This is a genomic window from Paraburkholderia sp. SG-MS1 (assembly GCF_012275575.1).
Taxonomy (GTDB): Bacteria; Pseudomonadota; Gammaproteobacteria; order Burkholderiales; family Burkholderiaceae; genus Paraburkholderia.
In genome coordinates, this window is record NZ_NPIH01000197.1 from 1 (window position 1) to 23,234 (window position 23,234).

At 61.6% G+C, this 23,234-nt stretch carries 18 protein-coding genes and 1 pseudogene; 14 read left to right on the forward strand and 5 right to left on the reverse strand.

Annotated features, from left to right (window positions below; translation table 11 throughout):
* Nucleotides 1-118 precede the first annotated feature (118 nt).
* The 5 genes from CIC12_RS15220 to CIC12_RS15240 all read left to right on the forward strand — a co-directional run bounded on the left by CIC12_RS15220 (nt 119) and on the right by CIC12_RS15240 (nt 10,463).
* A complete protein-coding gene (locus CIC12_RS15220; protein WP_238812627.1) occupies nt 119-3,043 on the forward strand; it encodes a beta strand repeat-containing protein in 2,925 nt (974 codons plus the stop codon).
* Between the two features lie 145 nt (nt 3,044-3,188).
* Nucleotides 3,189-3,956 carry a glycosyltransferase family 2 protein gene (locus CIC12_RS15225; RefSeq protein ID WP_168664918.1) on the forward strand — a complete coding sequence of 256 codons (768 nt, stop codon included), beginning with the start codon at nt 3,189-3,191 and terminating at the stop codon, nt 3,954-3,956.
* 396 nt (nt 3,957-4,352) lie between these two features.
* Nucleotides 4,353-5,192: a translesion DNA synthesis-associated protein ImuA gene (gene imuA / locus CIC12_RS15230; protein ID WP_168664919.1), complete on the forward strand. Its 840-nt coding sequence runs from the start codon at nt 4,353-4,355 to the stop codon at nt 5,190-5,192.
* Nucleotides 5,092-6,864 carry a Y-family DNA polymerase gene (locus CIC12_RS15235; protein WP_168664920.1) on the forward strand — a complete coding sequence of 591 codons (1,773 nt, stop codon included), beginning with the start codon at nt 5,092-5,094 and terminating at the stop codon, nt 6,862-6,864. The genes imuA and CIC12_RS15235 overlap by 101 nt, the downstream gene beginning before the upstream one ends.
* Nucleotides 6,865-6,869: 5 nt before the next feature.
* Complete coding sequence (locus CIC12_RS15240) at nt 6,870-10,463, forward strand: error-prone DNA polymerase (protein WP_168664921.1); 3,594 nt, start codon at nt 6,870-6,872, stop codon at nt 10,461-10,463.
* Nucleotides 10,464-10,521: 58 nt separating this feature from the next.
* Here the strand turns inward: CIC12_RS15240 and CIC12_RS15245 are convergent, their stop codons facing one another.
* The gene (locus CIC12_RS15245; RefSeq protein WP_168664922.1) at nt 10,522-11,442 is read right to left on the reverse strand and encodes a dTDP-4-dehydrorhamnose reductase family protein; all 921 of its coding nucleotides are present in this window, start codon (nt 11,440-11,442) and stop codon (nt 10,522-10,524) included.
* Between the two features lie 13 nt (nt 11,443-11,455).
* Complete coding sequence (locus CIC12_RS15250; protein ID WP_168664923.1) at nt 11,456-11,689, reverse strand: heavy-metal-associated domain-containing protein; 234 nt, start codon at nt 11,687-11,689, stop codon at nt 11,456-11,458.
* 124 nt (nt 11,690-11,813) lie between these two features.
* On the opposite strand from CIC12_RS15250, the gene cueR reads away from it, so the two are divergent.
* From cueR to CIC12_RS15270, 4 genes and pseudogenes are all read left to right on the forward strand, one after another.
* Nucleotides 11,814-12,245, forward strand: coding sequence for a Cu(I)-responsive transcriptional regulator (gene cueR / locus CIC12_RS15255; protein ID WP_168664924.1), 432 nt, complete (start codon nt 11,814-11,816; stop codon nt 12,243-12,245).
* A 293-nt stretch (nt 12,246-12,538) separates the two neighbouring features.
* Nucleotides 12,539-12,685: a DUF3563 family protein gene (locus CIC12_RS15260; RefSeq protein ID WP_121315127.1), complete on the forward strand. Its 147-nt coding sequence runs from the start codon at nt 12,539-12,541 to the stop codon at nt 12,683-12,685.
* A 229-nt stretch (nt 12,686-12,914) separates the two neighbouring features.
* Entirely contained in the window at nt 12,915-13,256 is a 342-nt protein-coding gene (locus CIC12_RS15265) for a hypothetical protein (protein WP_168664925.1), read from the forward strand.
* Nucleotides 13,257-13,368: 112 nt separating this feature from the next.
* Nucleotides 13,369-13,530: pseudogene (locus CIC12_RS15270) on the forward strand (ABC transporter substrate-binding protein); the annotation flags it as partial.
* A 52-nt stretch (nt 13,531-13,582) separates the two neighbouring features.
* Here CIC12_RS15270 and CIC12_RS15275 read toward each other — a convergent pair.
* The gene (locus tag CIC12_RS15275; RefSeq protein WP_168664926.1) at nt 13,583-14,428 is read right to left on the reverse strand and encodes a 23S rRNA (adenine(2030)-N(6))-methyltransferase RlmJ; all 846 of its coding nucleotides are present in this window, start codon (nt 14,426-14,428) and stop codon (nt 13,583-13,585) included.
* 204 nt (nt 14,429-14,632) lie between these two features.
* Entirely contained in the window at nt 14,633-15,604 is a 972-nt protein-coding gene (locus tag CIC12_RS15280) for a potassium channel beta subunit family protein (protein ID WP_168664927.1), read from the reverse strand.
* A 223-nt stretch (nt 15,605-15,827) separates the two neighbouring features.
* On the opposite strand from CIC12_RS15280, the gene CIC12_RS15285 reads away from it, so the two are divergent.
* Nucleotides 15,828-16,625 carry a 3-hydroxybutyrate dehydrogenase gene (locus tag CIC12_RS15285; protein ID WP_168664928.1) on the forward strand — a complete coding sequence of 266 codons (798 nt, stop codon included), beginning with the start codon at nt 15,828-15,830 and terminating at the stop codon, nt 16,623-16,625.
* 10 nt (nt 16,626-16,635) lie between these two features.
* Complete coding sequence (locus tag CIC12_RS15290) at nt 16,636-17,874, forward strand: DUF3734 domain-containing protein (protein ID WP_168664929.1); 1,239 nt, start codon at nt 16,636-16,638, stop codon at nt 17,872-17,874.
* A 113-nt stretch (nt 17,875-17,987) separates the two neighbouring features.
* Here CIC12_RS15290 and CIC12_RS15295 read toward each other — a convergent pair whose 3' ends face one another.
* The gene (locus tag CIC12_RS15295) at nt 17,988-19,187 is read right to left on the reverse strand and encodes an amino acid aminotransferase (protein WP_168664930.1); all 1,200 of its coding nucleotides are present in this window, start codon (nt 19,185-19,187) and stop codon (nt 17,988-17,990) included.
* Nucleotides 19,188-19,652: 465 nt separating this feature from the next.
* On the opposite strand from CIC12_RS15295, the gene uvrB reads away from it, so the two are divergent.
* From uvrB to CIC12_RS15310, 3 genes are all read left to right on the forward strand, one after another.
* Complete coding sequence (gene uvrB, locus CIC12_RS15300; protein WP_168664931.1) at nt 19,653-21,746, forward strand: excinuclease ABC subunit UvrB; 2,094 nt, start codon at nt 19,653-19,655, stop codon at nt 21,744-21,746.
* A 335-nt stretch (nt 21,747-22,081) separates the two neighbouring features.
* The gene (locus CIC12_RS15305) at nt 22,082-22,630 is read left to right on the forward strand and encodes an iron transporter (RefSeq protein WP_168664932.1); all 549 of its coding nucleotides are present in this window, start codon (nt 22,082-22,084) and stop codon (nt 22,628-22,630) included.
* Between the two features lie 147 nt (nt 22,631-22,777).
* Nucleotides 22,778-23,110, forward strand: coding sequence for a cupredoxin domain-containing protein (locus tag CIC12_RS15310; protein ID WP_168664933.1), 333 nt, complete (start codon nt 22,778-22,780; stop codon nt 23,108-23,110).
* Nucleotides 23,111-23,234 lie beyond the last annotated feature (124 nt).

A 23,234-nucleotide genomic window follows, 5' to 3' on the forward strand; every position in this document is an offset into this window, starting at 1 on the left:
CGCGACGGTCGAAATGCGCGTGGTGGACACGGCCGGCAACGCGGGTGCAGCGGCGAGCCAGGCGATCACGATCGACACGACGCCACCGTCGGCAGCAGAGACGATCACGATCAATTCGATGACGGACGATACGGGCACGCCGGGCGACTTCATCACCAGCGACAACACGTTGATGTTTGGTGGCTCGCTGGGTGTCGCACTGGCAAGTGGCGATCTGGTCGAGGTCAGCTTGGACGGCGGCGTGACGTGGAACGTCGCGTCGGTGTCCGGCACGTCGTGGACGTACGACAACACGGCCCACCCGATGGCTGACGGTACGTACGACGTTATCGCGCGGGTCGTCGACACGGCGGGCAACGTCGGCCAGAGCGCGAGCCAGAACGTGACGATCAACACGTCTGGGCCGAGCTATACGACGTTCTCCATCGATCTGGCCACAGCGAGCGACAACGGTGTGAGCTCGACCGATAACATTACGAGCGTTATTACACCGACCTTTACGGGTACCGTGACGGGGTTGTCGGCTGCGGATGCGGCGCAGGCAGCCGCAGGCAAGATCACGGTCATGTTGTTCGACGACAAGAACAACGACGGCGTGTTCGATACAGGGGATGTCGCCTACGCGAGCAACGTTGCGCTCACGATGAACGGCACCACGGGTACCTTCAACGTGACACTGCCGTCCATGTTCGACGGCACGTACAACATAAAGGCCGTGCTGGTCGATGCGTCCGGCAATATGTCGAACGTCGGTTTGCTGGATAACAATGCGAATGCCGCATTGGTGATCAATACAGTTGGTACGCCTTCTACCTCGGCCAGTGTGCAGACCAATGATGGCCTCGGTTATGCCGTGTCGTCAGCGGGTGATGTCAACGGTGACGGCTATGAGGACTTCATCGTCTCGGCGCCGCATTTGCAAATGGGTTCTACCGCACTCTGGAGCTCGGACATTTACGTGCTGTACGGTAGTGCGAACGGCGTGCCGAGCATGTCGTCGATCGACAATCTCACCGCGGACAAGGGGATGCATATTGTCCTTACAAAAACCAATGCAACAGGTGCCTACGATCAGGGCGATCAGGGCTATACCCTCGTGAATCTCGGCGATATCAATGGCGACGGGTACGATGACATTGGCCTCGCGAATACTCTTAACGACCGTGTCTATGTCGTGTTTGGACGTGGAGGCAACTCGACGGCTACCATCGATCTTGCTTCGTTTGAGACGAACGGATCGCCTGATGGCTTTTTCATCAAAAACGTCAACGACGGCGGATGGTTCGGCAACGCTATGTCTGGTGGCGACATTAATGGCGACGGTTACAGCGATATCATCATCGGCTCGCTCGACGGTTCGAGTAACGGTAACTATTACGTCCTGTACGGTCATGCTGGAGATCCGGGCTCGTCGAGTTGGGGCAACATGCTTGCGTATACCGATGGTCTGTATTCGGCCACTGGCGCCCTCAGCAATACCAAGGGCGCGCTGGTAACCAACCAGACGGTCGTTAGCAGCACAGCACCGGGCTATTCCGATTCGGACCTGGGATCGACGGTGGCCGTGATCGGCGACGTCAACGGCGATGGTTACAAAGACTACATCGTCAATCAACCGCTTGCCGATCCGGCGACGGGCGGTACGAACTCCGGGCAGGTCTGGCTGGTGTTCGGTAGCGCAAATGGCCTCGGGACCAACTTCGATTTGAAGAACCTGCAGCCTTCGCAAGGCATCCAGCTCACCGGTACACAGGTTGGCGAATGGTTAGGCGGATCTACCCGTTCGGGCGGCGCAGCTGGATGGTATGGCGACGCGTGGTATGGCCAGTCGCAGACGATGAACAGTGTTGGCGACATTAACGGCGATGGTATTGAAGACTTTGCGATCGGTTCGCCCGGTTGGAACGGGGCTGGCGCTGGATATAACGCCCCGGGCCGTGTGTACGTGATCTACGGCAAGGCTGCGGGCGATACCTGGTCGAATGTGGACCTGGGCAAGCTTGATGGCACGAATGGTTTCATCCTTTATAGCGGCACCAACACCACCACGACCGACAACCAAATGGGCTTTAGCATCGCCTCAGCTGGCGACGTCAACGGCGATGGCATTGACGACTTCCTGATTGGCGCACCGGGTGCGGATAATCCCGGGGCGTTGAACACCGGAGCGGCGTATCTCGTGTACGGCCAGGCTGGCGGAGCAGGTTTTCTGGCGAATACCGATATCGACGCCCTGGTCGCCAGCGGTCAGGCGGTCAAATACACCGGAACTAACGCCAACGACTTTGCAGGTACGGGTGTGGCGGGTGGCGACTGGAACGGTGACGGTATTTCCGACTATGCCTACGGGATTTGGGAAAGCGATACCGGCGCAGTGAATGGCGGGGCGTACAACGTCTACACAGGCTCGATTGCCAAGCTGACGCAAAGCTTCACGGTAGGCGATGACGTACTGTACGCAGGTAATACCAGTCCGAATGCGGCTGCAATCGTGAACGGCGTGGACATCATCAGCGGTGGCCAGGGTAACGATGTGATTCACGGCATCGGCACCGACACGACGGGCACCACTGCGCTGAATATCCAGCACGACGTGGCCATGGGCGGAGCAGGTAACGACACGATCGGTATCGTCGGCACCAACTTCACCCGTGTCGATGGCGGTCTCGGCGTGGATACGATGAAGTTCGAGGCGTCCGGTCTGTCGCTTAACCTGAGCGACTACGGTACACGAGTCAAGGGTATCGAGAACTTCGATCTGGGTAACAGTGGGCAAGGTACGGGCAACAATGCGCTCAGCCTGAAGCTCTCGGACGTATTGAACATGCCCGATTCGCTCAGCTCGAGCGTGCACATGACGATCAGCGGCGATAGCAGCTCGTCGGTGACGCTGGCTGAAGGGACTGGTACGGGTTCGGCGCAATGGCAGGTGACAGGTACGACGACGGTGAACAATGTCGCCTACGACGTGTATCACAATACCTCCATGGGCTCGAACACCGTGGCCGACCTGCTGATCCAGCACGGCATCCAGGTGCACTGACGCCAGGCGCGGACAGTCGGATGGGCGAGAGCCCTGACGACTGTCCATAGTCTGGAGAATCAAGGCGATGCAGCGTTCGCGCGCATCGCCTTTTTCACATTTGGGTCGACGTACCCTGGAAATTCGAAAAGCTGTGGGGAGAAATATGATGCTCTACCATCACCTGGGCGCCTCGATCGATACACTTCGGGTCGCGGTGGTGACGCCAACACGCAATCGCGAGTTATTTATCGGGCAGACAATCCGTTATTTTCATGCGCAGAGAAATCCGTTTCGAGCGCTGCGCTGGTTTGTACTTGATGATAGTGATGAAGCCAGCAGCCACGAATACTTTGGTACCAGTGATAGAGACGTAAGTTATACATGGGTTGGTGACGTCCGGCCGTTGGGGGCCAAACGCAATTGGCTCAACGATTCGGCAAAAGAGTGGGGTGCCGATATCATCTGTAGCATGGATGACGATGACTGGTACGGCCCGGATTACCTTGATGACATGGCTACCTTGCTATTGCAGAATGAAGCCTGCTTTGCGGGCTCAGGAGCGGACTGGTATTTCGAACCACGTGGACAACGCGTGTTGTTCATACCGGCAGTGCGTGAGCATATGAGCTGCAACGCAGTCCTTTGCTACAAGGCGCATGTGCTCGATTCGCGACGTTACGACGAGCACGCACGTTTCGGCGAGGAGCCTGCATTTATTGGCCAGGATCGTATTCTTCAGCACCCCGACATTAAAAATGTACACCTTGCTTTGATAGGGACGCACAACACGGTGACAAAGCGAGGTTATTTGCGGTCCCCCAACCTCTACACCTCGTTCAGTTTGGAAGATTTTCCAATGGAAGAACGGGATCGCAATTTTTATCGTTCGTTGATGCATAAAAGTGCGTCGAGTTGGCTGCGTCCAGAATAGTTTCCGTTTGGCGTAAGCCGACGTCGACGACCCAGTCCTTATCGAAATTCACGTGTGACATTGCCGCAGGTGAGCAGTTCTGCGAGCGGGATACCTTGCCGATGACAGGGGCGGGTACTGGCGGCGGCATCAGGGTTCGCAGTTCCTACCTCTTGTTTGCCGCGTGATACGCCGCGCTACCCTGAGCCCGGCGCGCAGTCCGGGCAGGCATCCCACCATGCGGGATGACCGCTACATGCTCCTTTCGCCCCGTGGGGCAGCTTCTGCCGATCCCCTCTACGCGCGAACCTTAACATTCATCTCAAAATACTGTATAAATATACAGTGCCGCCGATCGCCTTATGCATTGCTCAATGCCGGGCAGGGCGGAGCATTCCCTATCCAAAGAGCGTGTCTATGGCAGCAGCGATTCAGCTTGCGACGACCACGCTGTCCTCGCAATTGCGGCGTCAGGTGTGGCAGGGCAACGAGCTTGCCGAATCGGACTCGCGCGTGATTTCCAGCGGCTATGCCGCCCTGGACCGGTTGTTGCCGGGACAAGGCTGGTCGGCAGGGGGTCTGACGGAATTACTGATCGAGCATTGTGGTGTAGGAGAGATACGCTTGCTGGCCCATTCACTTCGCCAGCTTACGACGCAGACCGAACGGCATGTCCTGTTCGTGTCGCCCCCCTATCAGCCGTGTGCCGGGGCATTGAGGGCTTGGGGTATCGATGTCGGGCGCGTCTTATGGGTACGCTCGAATGAAGATCAGGCGCTGTGGGCCGCCACTCAGGCATTGAAGCAGGACGGCATCGGCGCGGTTCTGGTGTGGCTGCCGAATGCGCGTGCCGATAAGGTCCGGCGCCTGCAAGTGGCGGCTCAGGAGTCCGCCTCGCTGGCATTTTTGATCCGGCCTGTCGAGGCGGCCGCGCAATCATCACCCGCGCCATTGCGAATGATCTGCGCGCCGCTCTTGCCGGCCAATGCGCAGATGATCAACCGTCGCCAATGGCTGCAGGAGATTGGCCTGTCGATCGATATCTTCAAGCGTCGCGGGCCTCCGCTAGCCGAACCTCTTCGTCTCGTTCTGCCTTTACAAAGCGCCTTGTTGCCGGAAAAAGGAATCGGCCGCCATCAAGGAGCAGAGGTCAAACATGTTGTGGATCGCAGTCACATTGCCACTCTTGTCACTGGAAGCGGTGAAGCCTCTCGCGTCGCTTCCGGATGGTTTTCCCGCGCAACCGAATCGGTGTGAACCGTGCGCCGGCGAGGCAAGCCAGCCGCAAGCCGCGGCAGGTGTCGCCGAGCGCCGCTGTTATGCATTGGCCGACCACGCGCACGTTCTGATGCCGGACTTGGACGCCTTGCGTGCCGGGGTGCAGGCGGGCCATTCGCGCTCGTACGCATTGGCGCTGGCGCCAGGACTCAAGCTGCTGGCCGTCGACGCTACCCGCGAAACTCAGGCATTCGAAGCCATGGCACTTGCGTTGCTGACCTACACGCCGAAAGTATCGCTCGCCGACGCGCACACGCTGTTGCTGGAAGTCGGTTCCGGCTTGAGGTTGTTCGGCGGCTTGCGCATGTTGTTGTCACGCGTGCTGGCCACGGTGAAGGAGTTCGGCTATACGGCGCGTATCGCCTGTGCGCCGACCGCGTGGGGTGCGTGGCTATTGGCGCAGGCACGTTGCGCCCGGCAGGGGCGTCGCTGGCATGTGATCAAGCAGACGTCGCTCGCGCATGTGCTCGATGGTTTGTCCGTGTCGCTGCTGCCAGTGGCGCCGGCGCATCGCGATGCGTTCGCGCACGTCGGCTGCGCGACGCTGGCCGATTTGCGTCGGTTACCGCGCTCGGGCGTCGTGCGGCGTTTCGGCAGCGCGATTCTGGACCTGCTCGCGCAGGCGTACGGCACGCGCGCCGATCCGCGTGAAGCGTTTCGTGCGCCGGCGTCGTTTCATGCGCAACTGGAGTTGCCGTCGCGAGTCGATAACGCCGATGCGTTGCTATTCGCCGCGCGTCGACTGATCGTGCAATTGGCCGGCTGGTTGAGCGCGCATCATGCGGCGCTCAGCGGTTATACGTTGCTGCTCGAGCATGAATTGGCCTCCCGTCATGCTCCGAAGACATCGAGTCTGAAGGTCGCATGGGCGATTCCGTCGCGCGATGCCGAGCATCTGATCTGGCTGTTGCGGGAAAAATTGAATCAGACCGTTCTGGTGGCGCCCGTCATCGAGTTGAAGCTGGTTGCTGATCAGATCGGCGAATATGCCGGGAAGTCGGACACGTTATTCCCTATGCCCGAATCGGATGGCGATTCGGTTGCGCGTCTGCTCGAGCGCTTGAGCGCGAGGTTGGGACCGGAGAACGTGTTGCAGATGTCGGTGCAGGACGACCATCGCCCTGAGCGGGCAATGCGCGTCGATGCCTATGAGGCGCAGGCGTTTTCACGCAAGAAGCGCTCGCCGGTGAAGGGACGGACAAAAGTCAAAGCGGATAAGACCTGGCTAACCGATGAGTTGCGGCACGCTGCCGGTGAGAAGGGATGCGTGGACAGCGAAGCGCAGGAGCAAGCACCCCAGGCAACCCCATGCACATCCGGATCGAACCATCCTGAAATCGCGCTTTCATCCGTGGGCCAACCAGGCGACGCTCAGTCATCGCTCGATCTGCCCGATAGCGCGTTGCCTGCGCAGCCTCGTCCGCTCTGGATGCTCGATAAGCCGCTACGCCTGATGATGCGCGACCAGCGGCCGATCTATCGCCGGCCGCTGACAATGCTCACACGTACCGAGCGGATTGAAGCGGGGTGGTGGGACGGCAATATCGTCGAGCGTGATTACTACGTGGCGGCCGACGATCGTGGCCACATGTTCTGGGTGTATCGCGAGCGGATCAAGGGTGAGTGGTATTTGCAGGGTTTGTTCGGCTGAGCATCATGACCACTTCCGAACTCCAGCCATCCTGCCTTGCGCAGCAGGCATCCGCAACCCACTTGCCGGCGTATGCGGAGTTGCATTGCCTGACCAATTTCTCTTTCCTGCGTGGCGCCTCGCATCCGCAGGAGCTCGTCGAGCAGGCAATGTCGCGCGGTTACAGCGCACTCGCTATCACCGACGAATGCTCGCTCGCGGGCGTCGTGCGCGCCCACACGCGGCTGAGGGAAATCAGACAGGAACGGGAGCGTCAGCAGACGGAGCGCGAGGAGAAGGCCCGGGCGGCGCAAGCGGAAGCACCTTCAGACGACGCGGCCACGGCAACGGCCTCGCCAGAAAAACCCCCAGAAAACGAGCCTTTAAAACCCGTTCCCCACCTGATCATCGGCAGCGAACTCAACCTGACCGACGATGCCGGCGAGCCTTTCTGTACGCTGGTCGCACTAGCCATCGACCGCAACGGTTACGGCAACCTGTCCGAACTGATCACGTTGGCGCGCTCGCGCGCGGACAAAGGCAGCTACCGCCTCGGTCCTTCCGACTTCACCGATTCGTTGCCTCATCTGACGCATCTGAAGGGTCTGCCCGATTGCGTGCTGATACTCGTGCCGCAGCGGACGGCGACGCTGTCGCACACACTGCGTTGCGCGCACTGGCTCGCATCGTTCGCGACTGATCGCGCGTGGATCGCACTCGAACTGTGGCAAACCGGCAGCGACGATCTTCAGATCGACGCGTTGCGAATGATTTCAAATGCGAGCGGCTTGCCCCTGGTCGCGGCAGGTGGCGTGCTGATGCATACGCGCTCGCGCAAGCCGCTCCAGGACACGATGACCGCCATCGGCCTCGTCAAACCGCTCTCGGCCTGCGGCCACGCGCTCGAGGCGAATGCGGAGCGGCACATGCGCACGCGCCAGCGGCTCGGCAAACTGTATCCGCGCGATACCCTCGAAGAAACGCTGCGTATCGCCGCGCTATGCCATTTTTCGCTCGACGATCTCGCCTACGAGTACCCTCAGGAACTGGTGCCCGCCGGCGAGTCGCCGTCGAGCCATCTGCGCAAGCTGGTCATGGCCGGTGCAACGGAGCGCTGGCCGGGCGGCATGGACCTGAAGCGCATCCAGCAGATCGAGACTGAGCTGGCATTGATCGCCGATCTGAAATACGAGAAGTATTTTCTGACGGTGCACGATATCGTGAGTTTTGCCCGCTCGCGAAACATCCTGTGCCAGGGACGAGGGTCGGCGGCGAACTCGATCGTCTGTTACTGCCTGCACGTGACCGAGATCGATCCGGTGCGGATGAACATGCTGATCGAGCGATTCATCTCGCGCGCCCGCAAGGAGCCGCCCGATATCGACGTCGACTTCGAGCATCAGCGCCGCGAAGAGGTGATTCAATATATCTACACGAAATACGGGCGTCATCGGGCCGCGCTGACGGCATCGCTGATCACGTATCACACGCGCAGCGCATTGAAGGACGTCGGCAAGGCGCTGGGCCTCGAGGTGTCGTTGATCGAGCGGATCAGCAAGTCGCAGCAATGGTGGGACGGTCCGGATGCGGTCGCGCGATATCTGGCCGAAGCGGGCTTCGACGCCCACTCGCACATCACGCAGCGTCTGATTCAACTGACCCAGGAGTTGCGCAATTTTCCGCGTCACCTGTCGCAACATGTCGGCGGCTTCGTGATCGCGAAAGACAAGCTGTCGCGGCTCGTGCCGATCGAAAACGCGACGATGAAAGACCGCAGCGTGATCGAATGGGACAAGGACGATATCGATGCGCTCAAGCTGCTGAAAGTCGACGTGCTCGCGCTCGGCATGTTGTCGGCGATTCGGCGCGCGCTGGAATTCGTCGCGTTAAGACGCGGCTTTCCGACATTCAGGGTGCAGGATATTCCGCGCGAGGATCGCGCCGTCTATGAGATGTGCGGCCATGCCGACACGATCGGCGTGTTCCAGATCGAATCGCGCGCTCAGCAAAGCATGCTGCCGCGCCTGAAACCGAACAAGTACTACGATCTCGTGATCGAAGTGGCGATCGTGCGGCCAGGGCCGATTCAGGGCGGCATGGTGCATCCTTATCTGCGCCGCAAGCAGGGCCTCGAACCGATCGACTACGCGAAAGACGAGTTGCGGCCCGTGCTCGAACGCACGCTCGGCGTGCCGATTTTCCAGGAGCAGGTCATGCACCTGGCGATGGTTGCGGCGAAATATACCGGGGAACAGGCCGATCAGTTGCGCCGCGCGATGGCCGCATGGCGGCGCAGCGGCAACCTCGCGAAGTATCAGAAGGATTTGAGCGACCGCATGCTCGAGCGCGGCTACGAGCAGGAATTTATCGACCGCATCTGCAACCAGATCGAGGGTTTCGGCGAGTATGGTTTTCCGGAGAGTCATGCGGCGAGCTTCGCGTTGCTCGTCTATCTCAGCGCGTGGCTGAAGCGCTATGAGCCGGCTGCTTTCCTGGCCGGTTTGCTGAACAGCCAGCCGTTGGGATTTTATTCGCCGTCGCAACTCGTGCAGGATGCGAAGCGACACGGCGTCAAGGTATTGCCGCCCGACGTGACGCTGAGCGACTGGGAGTCGACATTCGAGCGGCCCGATGAGCAAGGGCGGCGGCTTTCCCCGGACGAGACCTGCTTGCATCGTCAGTACGCCGTACTGTCCGCGCAGCAGTTGCGCGATCTGTCTTTGCGGCGCCTGACGGTGAACCGGACGATCCGGCGCGCGGCAAAGCGCTTGACCGCTCGCGTGTTTCAACCGTCGAACACATATGGCGCGCGCGGCCCGGCGGTGCGCATCGGCATGCAGCTGATCAAGGGACTCGCGCAAGGGGCCGCCGAGCGCATCATGGCCGCCCGCCACGACGCGCCGTTTACCGACGTCGACGATCTGGCGCGGCGCGCGGCCTTGACGCGGCGCGATCTCGAAGCACTGGCGGCGGCCAATGCGCTCGTCAGTATCGCGGGCCATCGGCGCGAGGCGTGGTGGGCCGTGACCGCGCAGCACACGGTGCCGAAGCTGCTGCGCGATGCGCCGATCGCCGAAGCGCCGCTGGCGTTGCCGCGCGCAACGGAAAGCCGCGAGATCGTCGACGATTACGGCAGCCTCGGACTCACGCTCAATCGTCATCCGCTCGCGCTGCTGCGTGCGCGCCTCGCGCAGCAGCGCTTTCGCACGGCGGCCGAACTTGCCGCATGCCGGCACGGCGCGCTGGCGCGAGCGTGCGGCATCGTCACCGTGCGGCAGCGGCCGGGCACGGCAAACGGCACGGTGTTCGTTTCTATCGAAGACGAGACCGGTTCGATCAACGTGATCGTCTGGCCGTCGCTGGTGGAAAAGCAGCGCAAGGCGTTGCTGGGTTCATCGCTGCTGGCGGTCTACGGCGTCTTGCAACGCGACGACGGCGTCCTCACGGGCGGGGCCAATGCCGCCAACATGGGCAGTGATGGCAATGTGATGAGCGCCAACCGTACTGGCCGGGAGAAAAAGAACAATCGCGGAGAGGTGGTCCATCTCGTCGCCCATCGTCTGGAGGATTACAGCGAGTGGCTTGGCGAGCTGGCCACGACGAGCCGCGATTTTCATTGAGGGCCGCGCTCAGGGCGGGCCTATTCGACCGTATCCTGACTCGCGTGTTGACCCGATATCAGACGGGTGTCTCGCCGCGCCAGGGAAACGCGGCCAGCACGTGCCGAATTGCCGTGTCGAACGGGGTGCGGCGGCCTATCCCGAGCGCCTCGAGGCGGTCCGAAGCCAGATGGCAATTATGCGGACGAGGCGTCGCATCGGTGGGGGTGGATTGCGGCGTCAGGTGCGCATCGAGTCGCAATGCTTCGGCGAGGCGCAAGGCGATCTCATACTTGCTCATCGGTTCGTCGCCCGACCATTGCACGATGCCGCTGATCGCTGTGCCGTGCGCATGTCGTTCGAGCATTTGCCGGATCACGTAGGCGACGTCCGGCGTGAAGGTCGGATAGCGGATCGCCCACGCGTCCATCAGGGCGGGCTTGCCGTCCGATGCCGCCGATGCGGCAATCGCCGGCACGAGACTCGTCACCGCCGATTCCGCCCAGCTGACGATCGGACCATACAGCAGCGGCAAACGCAGCACGCAGCCGCGGTCGGTGGTCCCGGTCAGCGCGCGCTCGCCTTCGAGCTTGCTCCATCCGTACGCGTTGAGCGGCGCAGGCGCGGCGTCGTGCCGATAGGGCGGATGGGTGCCGTCGAACACGTAGTCGGTAGAGATCGACAGCGTCCACGCGCCGCGCCGGTGCGCCGCCGCGGCGAGCGTGCGCACCGCATCGACATTCAGCGCGCGCGCGAGCGCCGGATTGTGCTCGCATACATCCGGGCGGCGCTCGGCTGCGGCTATCACGAGCGCGTCCGGGGCTTCGCGCTCGACGAACTGCTCGACCGCCTGTGCGTCGCGAATATCCAGTGCGACGGTATTGGAAGCCGGCCGGCTGAACGCCGTGGCAACGACCTGCCAGCCGGCTTGTTGCGCCAGTTCGTCGACGAGCGCGCGGCCGACCAGCCCGGAGGCGCCAATAACGGCAACTTTGAACATGATGTGAATCCGCCTAGTGGGCTGCGCCGCCGGTTGCCGTCACGTTCGAGACGGCGGTGACCGTGTAGCCGGCTTCGTCGATGGCGGCCTTCAACGCGTCGACCGGCTGCGCCGAGTCGACCACCACGCGGCCGGACGCCAGATCCACCTGAACCTGCGCGGCTGCATCGTGTGCACGAATGGCGTTCGTGACTGCGGTGGCGCAGTGCTGGCAGCTCATGCCCTCTACCTTCAATTCGGTCGTCATCGGAATTGCCTCGGGAAAATCAGAATAGGAGAACTGGATTATGCCTGCCGATCCGCACTTGAGTGGCTGGACCTTCCCATCATGGGAAGATGTACGATCGACGGATACCCTGGAGAAAACGGTCATGAATATCGGTGAAGCGGCCCGCACGTCGGGCGTCACGGCGAAGATGATTCGCTATTACGAAAGCGTGGGTTTGTTGACGGCGAAGTCGCGCACGAGCGCCGGTTATCGCGTATACGGTCCGCAGGAAGTCCATTCGCTGCGCTTCATCCGCCAGGCGCGTCGCCTGGGCTTTCTGGTCGAAGACATTCGCCGGCTGCTGGCGCTGTGGCACGATCGCTCGCGCGCGAGCGCCGAAGTGAAGCAGATCGCGTTGGAGCACGTCGCGGAACTCGACCGCCGGATCGCCGAACTCACCGATATGCGAGATACCCTCGCGCATCTCGCCGACCACTGCCACGGTGACGACCGGCCCGACTGTCCCATCATCGAACGCCTTGCCGACACCGATCTGGTGTCGGGGAAGGGTTGTAGCCCGATCCAACGCGGTTGAAGGAGCGGGTGCAACCCGAAGCGTAGATTTATCGCAACCGCAGGCAGTTTGCACCACATTAGTGCTTTGCAAGGTAGGCAGCATTTGAATTGACGCGAAACTCCCGCTGAATCCAATCAAATCAAGGGTTTTGCTGCACAGCGAGCGTGCACCATTCCAAAACGGAATGCACGCCATGCGGGCATTTCACTGGCGTGGTTGCACCATAGGGCTATAATTCGGGTTAACCCTTTTAAGGGAAATCCCTGATGTCAAACTTCACCGGGGATTCGATCTGGTCCTTGGAGAACATCATGTTTGCATACATTCTTGAAAAGCTGAGCACCTGGTTTGAAACCGCCGAACGCAACCGTCGCGAAGCCTACCTGGCATCGTCGTCGGACATTGTTCAGCTCGAACAGCGCATCCGTTCGCTGGAAACCAGCGGCTATTCGCTGTAAGTTTCATCCGCTTCGAGTTGGACCCGCCGGCGCATATTCCGCGGCGATTGCAGCACAGTGTTGAGCCCCGACAATTCGGGGCTTTGTCACATCTGGGCTTAAGAATTTCGTCGCGACAGGCGTTGGCGCACTATGCGTGGCGAATAATAGCTAGCTTCGCGACTGCCAGCGAGGTAAGGTAAAGCGTTCTCTGCGCAATCCGGCATTCTCAAATCACACCGGTCCGCCCATGTCTTCTATCAGGTCGCTTCAGTCCATCCTGTCCGTAGCCGCCGCGGCTTTGCTGACGACGGTTTGCGCCGTGTCGCACGCATTCGCCACGCCGGACAACGCGCGCAGGCCAGTCATCCTCGACTCGCAGGGCGGCATCAACGATGGGCAGAGCGGCACGGTGATGCGCACCGGGCCGACATCATGGCAGCCGATCGTTGGCGCGCAGCCAATGGCCGCGCCGGCCGAATTGGCGCCGCCGGATTCGTCGACACCGATCATCGTCGCACCGTATATTCAATTGCCCGCGGGCGGCAGCTCGCGGCCGCCGCTGCCTCGTCCGGTACCGCGTCCGCAATAAGCGCCTGCGGCGCGTTTTCTTCCTGCGCCTGGTCCCATCCCCTTGCTGTTTCCACGCCCGGTGAACGCTTTGCCGGGCTCTCGCGCGTCCACGCGTTTTCCCGGCTCGCCGGCGCGACGCGTATTCGCCGGATGGGTTGATGCCCGCCGACGGCCCGGCGACCTCGCTGCGCGCGCTGGCATCGTTCGATGACCGGCTGGATCCGAAGAAGATCGATCTGAACGCTACCTATACGAACGACTTCGCGCGTCGGGCAGCGGCACAATTAAAGTAAGCGCGAATCTGGATGCGCGTGCCGGTCGCCCGGCGGCCGTGCGCGACAAACCTCAGTCGCCGCGATACTCGACCTTGAACCCGGCAGCGTTGTCCTCGCCGAGCGCCTTGACGAGCCAGGGCATCTGGTCCTTCAGCATTTTCGCCAGCGTATACGGTGGGTTCAGAATGAACATGCCGCTGCCGAAAAGGCCAAAGCCGTCCTCGGGCGGATGGCTGACCGTCAAGCTGACGTGTAGCCAGTTGCGCTCCTGCAGCTTCTTCAACTGATCGGGAAACCGCTGCGATTCCGGGCGCCTTACCTGCGGATACCAGACCGCATAGGTGCCGGTCGGAAAGCGCTTCAGGCTCTCTTCGACACAACGCAGCGTGCGCGTGTAGTCGCGCTTGTCCTCGTACGACGGATCGAGCAGCACCAGCGCGCGGCGCGGCGCAGGCGGCAGCAATGCGAGAATGCCGTCAAAGCCGTCGCCCGCGTAGAGCATCGCCCGGCGGCCCGCATCGCGGAAATTGTGGCGCAGCACGTCGATTTCGGTGGTGTGCAGTTCGAACAGACGCATGCGGTCCTGTTCGCGCAACTGCCGCCACGCGATATACGGCGAGCCTGGATAAAAGCGCAACTGCCCATCAGGATTGAGCGCGCTGACTTCTTCGACGTAGTCGGCGAAGAGCGGCGGCAGATCGTTGCGCTCCCACAGCCTGGCGATGCCGGTCTGGAATTCGCCGGTCTTGGTCGCGTAGCCTTCTTTCAGCGAATAGACGCCGGCGCCCGCATGCGTGTCGATATACCAGTAGGCTTTGTCCTTCTGGCCGAGGTAGCGCAATAGCTGCAACACGACGGCGTGTTTGAGAACGTCGGCATGATTGCCTGCATGAAAGGCGTGGCGGTAGCTGAGCATGATGAGGAAACGCTGAAAGAGGGCATGCCGGTCCAGGGCGGATTCGGCGGTGCGGGTGCAATGCGGCGGCATAGGCGGGCAAGCGGCGCCGGTGTGCAGCGCGGTCGCGTATTGTACGCGACGCCGCGCTGCGGGTTGGGTAAGTTCCGCCTGACACGGCCCCGCTGCCGCCGGGCCATGTCACGCGTTGCGGCGCGAATCCGTTCAGTCGTAGGCGTCGCCGACGATTTCCTCGATCCGCTGCCTGATCTCCGGCGTGATTCGCGCGGCCACCTCGGCGGACTTCATGTTCTCGCCGATCTGTTCGACCCGTGACGCGCCCGTGATTACCGTGCTGACGTTCGGATTCTTCAGAATCCAGGCAATCGCGAGTTGCCCGATCGTGCAGTCCAACTCGTCAGCCACCGCGCCGAGTTTGCCGACGACGGAGTTTTTGCCCGCGTCGGTGACCTGTTTGCGCAGCCAGTCGTAGCCTTGCAGCTGCGCGCGGCTATCCGCCGGTACGCCGTCGCGGTACTTGCCGGTGAGCAGGCCGGACGCGAGCGGGCTCCAGGTGGTCAGGCCGAGGCCGATATCCTCGTAAAGCCGCTTGTACTCCTGCTCGACGCGTTTGCGGTGGAACAGGTTGTACTGCGGCTGCTCCATGACCGGCTTGTGCAGATGGTGCCGCTGCGCAATCTCGTAAGCGGCACGGATCTCGTCGGCGCTCCATTCGGAGGTGCCCCAGTACAGCGCCTTGCCGCGCGCGATCATGTCGCTCATCGCCCAGACGGTTTCCTCGATGGGCGTGTTCGGATCGGGGCGATGGCAGAACACCAGATCCACGTAGTCGAGTTGCAGACGCTTGAGCGACGCGTCGACCGCGTTCAGCAGATATTTACGGTTCAGCGTGTGGTACTGGTTCGGTGCTTCCGTGAGCCCCCAGAAGAATTTCGTGGACACCACGTAGCTCACGCGCGGCCATGCCAGTTCCTTCAGCGCCTGGCCCATGATTTCCTCGGATTGGCCGCCTGCGTAGACCTCGGCGTTGTCGAAAAAGTTGACTCCCGCGTCGCGCGCGGCCGCCAGCGACTCGCGCGCCGCGCGATGATCCACCTGGTTGCCGTAAGTGACCCATGAGCCGATGGACAGTTCGCTGACTTGCAGGCCCGAGCGGCCCAGACGTCGATAATTCATGCATGTCTCCTTGTGGGTGATGCTGCCGGAATTGCACCGGAAACATCCAGTTTAAAGAGATACAGCGCGATGTGCGTTTTACCTATGGAGTTCACAGGGTTCATGCACAATAGCAGCGTTGGCCGCAATGCAGCATTCGGCCGAACGGCCTATGTCGTTCGGCTGACTGCACGTCGTTTGCGGCTTGTGGTCTCATTGCTCATCTACTGCATGGAGGTTCTGGATGTCGTCTCTGAACACGAATCTGAACGGCAAGGTCGCCGTGGTTACCGGCGCGGCAAGCGGCATCGGCAAGCAGATCGCACTGACTCTTTCCGCGGCGGGCGCGGCGGTCGCGATCGCCGACCTGAACCAGGATGGCGCAAACGCCGTCGCGGGAGAAATCACGAAAGGCGGTGGTAAGGCAATCGGCGTGGCGATGGACGTCACGAGCGAGGAGGCCGTCAATCAGGGCATCGACAAGATCGCGGCGCAACTCGGCTCGATCGACATTCTCATTTCCAACGCCGGCATTCAGATCGTCAATCCGATCGAAAACTATTCGTTCTCGGACTGGAAGAAGATGCAGGCGATTCACGTGGACGGCGCCTTCCTCACCACGAAGGCCGCGCTCAAGCACATGTACAAGGACGATCGCGGCGGCATTGTGATCTACATGGGGTCGGTCCATTCGCATGAAGCGTCGCCGCTGAAGTCCGCCTATGTGACGGCCAAGCATGCGCTGCTAGGGCTCGCGCGCGTGCTGGCCAAGGAAGGCGCGAAGCACAATGTGCGCTCGCACGTGGTGTGTCCGGGTTTCGTGCGCACGCCGCTCGTCGACAAGCAGATTCCCGAGCAGTCCAAGGAACTTGGCATCAGCGAGGAAGAGGTCGTCAAGCGCGTGATGCTGGGCGGCACGGTCGACGGCATCTTCACCACGGTCGAAGACGTCGCGCAGACAGTGCTGTTCCTGTCCACCTTCCCGACGGCGGCGCTGACCGGCCAGTCCTTTATCGTGAGCCACGGCTGGTATATGCAATAAGGAGGCGCCCATGGCTCAACGCGATCTCAAGCGGGCGCGCGTGGGTGCGCCCGGCGACGGGGAGGGCGACGGCGCCGGTTCGGCCGCCGCAGCCCACCCCGGCCGGCGCATCCATTTGCCCAACTACGAAACCGTCGCGCTGATGCTGCAGGGCGGCGGTGCGTTGGGCGCGTATCAGGCAGGTGTCTTTCAGGGGCTTGACGAGGCGGGCATCGAACCCAACTGGCTGGCGGGCATTTCGATTGGCGCGTTGAATACGGCCATCATTGCCGGCAATCCGCGGGAGAAGCGGGTCGAGCGGCTGTTGCAGTTCTGGGAAACCATCTGCCAACCGGCGTTCGGGCCGCCATTGCCGGCTTTCATCGAGCATGCGCTCTTCAATTCAAGCGATGCGGTGCGCAAGGCCTTTACGGCGACCCAGGCGCTAGGCGCGCTCGTCGAAGGGCAAAAGGGCTTTTTCGTGCCGCGGTTTCCGCCGCCTTTGCCCACGGTGTCAGGGCCGCCGCAACTGGCCAGCTATTACGACACTGCACCGTTGAAGGCCACGCTCGAGGCCCTCTGCGATTTCGACCGCATCAATTCGCGTGAAATGCGCGTGTCGGTGGGCGCGGTCAATTGCGGCACGGGCAATTTCGCGTACTTCGACAATACGCACACCACGCTTCGGCCCGAGCATTTCATGGCGTCAGGTGCGTTGCCGCCAGGCTTCGCGGCAGTTGAAATCGACGGCCAGTTTTACTGGGACGGCGGCCTGATGTCGAATACGCCGCTCTACGAAGTGATCCAGACCACGCCGCGTCGCGACACGCTCGCGTTCCAGGTCGATCTGTGGAGCGCGATCGGACCGGTGCCGGACAACCTCACGGATGTTCAGGGCCGCATGAAAGACATCCAGTATTCGAGCCGTACGCGTCTCGTGACCGACATGCTGCAGCGCTCGCAGCGTTTCCGGCACGTGCTGCGCGAGGTGCTGGAGCGCGTGCCGTCCGATCAACGTGACGACCCGTGGTGCAAGCTGGCCGAAGACCTCGCGTGTTCGAAGCGCTACAACGTGATCCATCTCATCTACCGGCACAAGGAATACGAGGGGCACTACAAGGACTTCCAGTTCGGCCTCTCGACCATGCGCGAGCACTGGCAAAGCGGACTGGACGACATTCGCCATTCGCTCGAGCATCCCGACTGGCTCGACATGCCCGATAACGACGCGGGTTTCGTCACGCACGATATCCATCGTGATTCGCGCTGACAGGACTACAACGAACGTTCAGGCAATAAAAAACGGCGCCCATTCAGAAAGAGCGCCGTTTCTCTCAGCAGTTCCAGCGGAGCGCGCGATCAGGACACGCGCTCCGGCTTGCTTTACTTCAACACGTGAGCAATCGCGTTAGCCACCGCGTCGAGGTTGCGCGTGTTCAGCGCAGCCACGCAGATGCGGCCCGTGCTCACCGCGTAGATGCCGAACTCTTCGCGCAGACGGTCCACTTGCGGCGCCGTCAGACCCGAGTACGAGAACATGCCGCGCTGTGCGTTCACGAAGCTGAAGTCGCGATCCACGCCGCTTGCCTTCAGGCGTTCGACCAGGCCATTGCGCATCGCGCGAATACGGTCGCGCATTTCTGCCAGTTCCGTTTCCCACGTGGTGCGCAGGTCGGGCGAGGCGAGCACTGCCGCGACCACCGAGCCGCCGTGCGTCGGCGGGTTCGAGTAGTTCGTGCGGATCACGCGCTTCAGTTGCGACAGCACGCGTGCTGCCTCTTCCTTGCTTGCCGTGATGATCGACAGCGCGCCGATACGCTCGCCATACAGCGAGAACGACTTCGAGAACGACGACGACACGAACACGTTCAGTTCCGAGGCCGCGAACAGACGCACGGCTGCGGCGTCCGCTTCGATGTTGTCGCCGAAACCCTGGTAGGCGATGTCGAGGAACGGCACCAGATTGCGCGCCTTCACGACTTCGACCACCTGCTTCCATTGATCGACGGTGAGGTCGACGCCGGTCGGGTTGTGGCAGCAGGCGTGCAGCACGACGACGGTGCCCGCGGCATAGCTGTTCAGCGCGCTCAGCATGCCCTCGAAATTCACGCCATGCGTGTGCGCGTCATAGTACGGATACGACACGACTTCGAAACCTGCGCCTTCGAACAGCGCACGGTGGTTTTCCCAGCTCGGATCGCTGATTGCGACCTTGGCCGTCGGGTTCACGCGCTTCAGGAAGTCCGCACCGATCTTCAGCGCGCCCGTGCCGCCCAGTGCCTGCGCCGTGACGACGCGGCCCGCCGCGATCAGCGACGAGTCGTTGCCGAGCAGCAGCTTCTGCACGGCCGCATCGTAAGCCGCGATGCCTTCGATCGGCAGATAGCCGCGCGGCAGCGCCGCGTCGACGCGGGCTTTTTCGGCTTCACGCACGGCGCGCAGCAGCGGAATTTTGCCTTCTTCGTTGAAGTACACGCCCACGCCAAGGTTGACCTTGGTGGCACGCGTATCGGCGTTAAAGGCTTCGTTCAGGCCCAGAATCGGGTCGCGGGGAGCAAGTTCGACGGCGGAGAACAGAGACATGATGGGTGGGCAGCAGTAGTGAAAAGAGGGCGGCTCGGAGTGCGAACGGCCGGACCTGAGGCGTCTGATGCAAAACGCGGACAGGCGGCGGACAGCGGCAAGCGAGCGCAACGTGGCATTGTAACGAATCCGCGCGCGTTTTTCGGGCGACTAGGCTCGCGGCAGGAAATTATTTGCTTGAAAAACAGGCACGCGGGCGTCATGTGACATCAACGGATCTGCCGGGGCGCCGCCCGGCGAGGGCAGTCAGACGGTTATCGGCCCACGGCGTGAAGGCTCTTCGTAGCAGCCGCCCACATGTGACTGGAAGGCCACCAATCTTTCAGGTGGAGGGGCGTCACATGAGGTGCCGCCGAACGCCCGCCAACCCGCCCGCGGCTTTCCGAACCCTACGCAGACCCGCTCGATCCGCGTTTCCCGCAACCCGTTAGAATGGTCCTTTGCCCAAGGCCCGGTGCCGTCCCCATGTCCGAACAACATCTGACTGAAGCCGAAGACACGCTCGACGAATCCAGATTCGTCACGTTCGAAGGCTCGCCGTTTCAGCTCTACCAGCCGTACCCGCCCGCCGGCGACCAGCCCACGGCAATCGACACGCTCGTCGAAGGCGTCGAGGACGGCCTCGCGTTCCAGACGCTGCTCGGCGTGACCGGCTCCGGCAAAACCTTCACGATGGCCAACACGATCGCGCGGCTCGGCCGGCCGGCGATCGTGTTTGCGCCGAACAAGACGCTCGCCGCGCAGCTTTACTCGGAGTTCCGCGAGTTCTTTCCGCGCAACGCGGTCGAGTACTTCGTCTCGTACTACGACTACTACCAGCCTGAAGCGTACGTGCCGCAGCGCGACCTGTTCATCGAGAAAGACTCCTCGATCAACGAGCACATCGAGCAGATGCGGCTGTCGGCCACCAAGAGCCTGATGGAGCGGCGCGACGTGGTGATCGTCGGCACGGTGTCGGCCATTTACGGTATCGGCAATCCGTCCGAGTATCACAAGATGATTCTGACGCTGCGTACGGGCGACAAGCTCGGCCAGCGCGACATCATCGCGCGGCTGATCGCGATGCAGTACAACCGCAACGAAGCCGATTTCCAGCGCGGCTCGTTCCGCGTGCGCGGCGACACGATCGATATCTTCCCGGCCGAACATGCCGAAATGGCGGTGCGCATCGAATTGTTCGACGACGAAATCGAAACGCTGCAACTGTTCGATCCGCTCACCGGCCGCGTGCGGCAGAAGATTCCTCGCTTCACCGTGTATCCGTCGTCGCACTATGTGACGCCGCGCGACACGGTCGTGCGTGCGGTCGAAACGATCAAGAGCGAATTGCGCGAGCGGCTGGAGTTCTTCTATAGCGACGGCAAGCTCGTCGAAGCGCAGCGGCTCGAACAGCGCACCCGCTTCGACCTGGAAATGTTGCAGGAACTGGGTTTCTGCAAGGGCATCGAGAACTACTCGCGGCACTTCTCCGGCGCTGCACCGGGTGAGCCGCCGCCGACTCTGGTCGATTACCTGCCGCCCGACGCCATCATGATGCTCGACGAGTCGCACGTGCTGATCGGGCAGTTGAACGGTATGTACAACGGTGACCGGGCGCGCAAGGAAAATCTGGTCGACTACGGTTTCCGCCTGCCCTCGGCGCTGGATAACCGGCCGCTCAAGTTCAACGAGTTCGAGCGCAAGATGCGCCAGGTCGTGTTCGTGTCCGCCACGCCAGCGGATTACGAGAAGAAAACGGCCGGACAGGTCGCCGAGCAGCTGGTGCGTCCGACCGGCCTCGTCGATCCGGAAATCGAGGTGCGTCCGGCGCGCAGCCAGGTCGACGACGTGCTGGGCGAGATCAACGAGCGCGTCAAGGTGGGCGATCGGGTGCTGGTCACGGTGCTGACCAAGCGGATGGCCGAGCAGTTGACCGAGTTTCTGGCCGACCACGGTGTCAAGGTGCGCTATCTGCATAGTGACATCGACACGGTGGAGCGGGTCGAGATCATCCGCGATCTGCGGCTGGGCACCTTCGACGTGCTGGTCGGGATCAACCTGCTGCGCGAAGGGCTGGATATTCCAGAGGTGTCGCTCGTCGCGATTCTCGACGCCGACAAGGAAGGTTTTCTGCGCGCCGAGCGCTCGCTGATCCAGACCATCGGCCGGGCAGCGCGCAATGTGAACGGCAAGGCGATCCTGTACGCGGACAAGGTGACGGACTCGATGCGCCGCGCGATCGACGAAACCGAGCGGCGGCGCGCCAAGCAAATTGCCTTCAACCTCGCGAACGGCATTACGCCGCGCGGGGTGGTCAAGCGTATTCGCGACATCATCGACGGTGTGTACAACGTCGACGACGCGCGCGCCGAACTCAAGGAGCAGCAAACGCGCGCGAAATTCGAGGACATGTCCGAGAAGCAGCTTGCCAAGGAACTGAAGCGTCTCGAAAAGCAGATGATGGAACACGCAAAGAACCTCGAGTTCGAAAAGGCCGCGCAGACTCGCGATCAACTGGCGCTGTTGCGCCAGCGTGTGTTCGGCGCGAATGTCGGCGATCACGTGTCCGGCGTCGAATAAGGCCTCTTTTCACCCGGGGCGCGGCAACCTGCCGCGCCCTGTCAAGTTTCAGCGACACATCCCTCCCAGCTGCCCCGCCGTTTCCCGATCCGCGCTTTCTTAAAGCAGCCTTAAGGCCCTGTTGCGACAAGGCTTTGCGAATGTCGATATTTGTTCTCGCTGGCGATCAATGATAAACTCGCCCAATATTGAGAATGGTTCGCATTTAAGGTTTTTGTATGCGATTGCACCCGGCCGGTCGATTGCCTGCCGAAAGGCGAGGGCCATCGCATCAGGCTCGCCGACGCGCTGTTCCAATGGATTCGATTCCAGTCTGATAAAAACAAGGAGTTTCAATGCGGATTTCTTCATTTGTGCGCGGCGGTGCAGTCGCGGTGGCCGCACTGGCGGCTTTGTCGGCGACGGCTGCGGAATACCCCATCGGCAAGCAACAAATTCAGGGTGGCATGGAAATCGGCGCGGTGTACCTGCAGCCAATCACCATGGAACCGGAAGGCATGATGCGCAAGGCGTCGGATTCGGACATCCACCTCGAAGCGGATATCCACGCCGTCAAGAACAATCCGACCGGTTTCGCCGAAGGCGACTGGATGCCGTATCTGCAAATTCGCTACGAGTTGACGAAAGCCGGTTCGAATCAGGCGCAAAAGGGCGACCTGATGGCGATGGTCGCCAACGACGGCCCGCACTACGGCGACAACGTCAAGCTGCAAGGCCCGGGCAAGTATCACCTGAAGCTGATCGTCGAACCGCCGATGCAGACTGGCCACATGGCTTTCGGCCGCCACGTCGACAAGGAAACCGGCGTGGGCCCGTGGTTCAAGCCGTTCACGCTCGACTATGACTTCACCTTTGCCGGTATCGGCAAGAAGGGCGGTTACTGATCTGCCGATCGTGGTGGATTACCCGCCAGTCACGCCGTCAGGCCGCGCTCGAGCGCGGCGCCGGGCGGCGACGGTTGGGCGAATGAGTGAATGCAGCAGGCGGGGCGCCGATGATCAATATCGGCCCCGCGTTTTCCGGAAAGGCTAATGAGAATTGACCGAAAGATCGCGATGCTCGCCGCTACGGCGTTGCTTGCGGGCGCGGCCCACGCAGCGGACCTGCCGACCTTCAAGCTGGAAATGAACGACGGCAAGCTGACTCCGGCGCGCATCGAAGTGCCGGCGGGGCAGCGCATCAAGATCGAAGTGCGCAATACCGGCAAAGGCGCTGCCGAATTCGAAAGCGTGCAGTTGCGTAAAGAGAAGGTGTTGGCGCCGGGCGCGGATTCGTTCGTCGTGATTGCTCCGCTGGAGCCGGGCGAATACAAGTTTTTCGACGATTTCCACCAGCAGGCGCAGGGTGTGATCGTCGCGAAGTGATGGCCTGGGAATGCAGGCGCGCGGCTACGGGGCGTGCCGCATTCGTTTCAGGCAGTGAGCGCTAGAAGGAAAGAAGGGAGAGCTTGGATGGGTCAGATTCTGTTCATCGTGTGGCGGGAAAGCG

Coding starts and splice junctions, on each gene's coding strand:
- CIC12_RS15220 (WP_238812627.1), top strand. CDS start 119: ATGACGGACGATACGGGCACGCCGGGCGACTTCATCACCAGCGACAAC.
- CIC12_RS15225 (WP_168664918.1), top strand. CDS start 3,189: ATGATGCTCTACCATCACCTGGGCGCCTCGATCGATACACTTCGGGTC.
- imuA (WP_168664919.1), top strand. CDS start 4,353: ATGGCAGCAGCGATTCAGCTTGCGACGACCACGCTGTCCTCGCAATTG.
- CIC12_RS15235 (WP_168664920.1), top strand. CDS start 5,092: ATGTTGTGGATCGCAGTCACATTGCCACTCTTGTCACTGGAAGCGGTG.
- CIC12_RS15240 (WP_168664921.1), top strand. CDS start 6,870: ATGACCACTTCCGAACTCCAGCCATCCTGCCTTGCGCAGCAGGCATCC.
- CIC12_RS15245 (WP_168664922.1), bottom strand. CDS start 11,442: ATGTTCAAAGTTGCCGTTATTGGCGCCTCCGGGCTGGTCGGCCGCGCG.
- CIC12_RS15250 (WP_168664923.1), bottom strand. CDS start 11,689: ATGACGACCGAATTGAAGGTAGAGGGCATGAGCTGCCAGCACTGCGCC.
- cueR (WP_168664924.1), top strand. CDS start 11,814: ATGAATATCGGTGAAGCGGCCCGCACGTCGGGCGTCACGGCGAAGATG.
- CIC12_RS15260 (WP_121315127.1), top strand. CDS start 12,539: ATGTTTGCATACATTCTTGAAAAGCTGAGCACCTGGTTTGAAACCGCC.
- CIC12_RS15265 (WP_168664925.1), top strand. CDS start 12,915: ATGTCTTCTATCAGGTCGCTTCAGTCCATCCTGTCCGTAGCCGCCGCG.
- CIC12_RS15275 (WP_168664926.1), bottom strand. CDS start 14,428: ATGCTCAGCTACCGCCACGCCTTTCATGCAGGCAATCATGCCGACGTT.
- CIC12_RS15280 (WP_168664927.1), bottom strand. CDS start 15,604: ATGAATTATCGACGTCTGGGCCGCTCGGGCCTGCAAGTCAGCGAACTG.
- CIC12_RS15285 (WP_168664928.1), top strand. CDS start 15,828: ATGTCGTCTCTGAACACGAATCTGAACGGCAAGGTCGCCGTGGTTACC.
- CIC12_RS15290 (WP_168664929.1), top strand. CDS start 16,636: ATGGCTCAACGCGATCTCAAGCGGGCGCGCGTGGGTGCGCCCGGCGAC.
- CIC12_RS15295 (WP_168664930.1), bottom strand. CDS start 19,187: ATGTCTCTGTTCTCCGCCGTCGAACTTGCTCCCCGCGACCCGATTCTG.
- uvrB (WP_168664931.1), top strand. CDS start 19,653: ATGTCCGAACAACATCTGACTGAAGCCGAAGACACGCTCGACGAATCC.
- CIC12_RS15305 (WP_168664932.1), top strand. CDS start 22,082: ATGCGGATTTCTTCATTTGTGCGCGGCGGTGCAGTCGCGGTGGCCGCA.
- CIC12_RS15310 (WP_168664933.1), top strand. CDS start 22,778: ATGAGAATTGACCGAAAGATCGCGATGCTCGCCGCTACGGCGTTGCTT.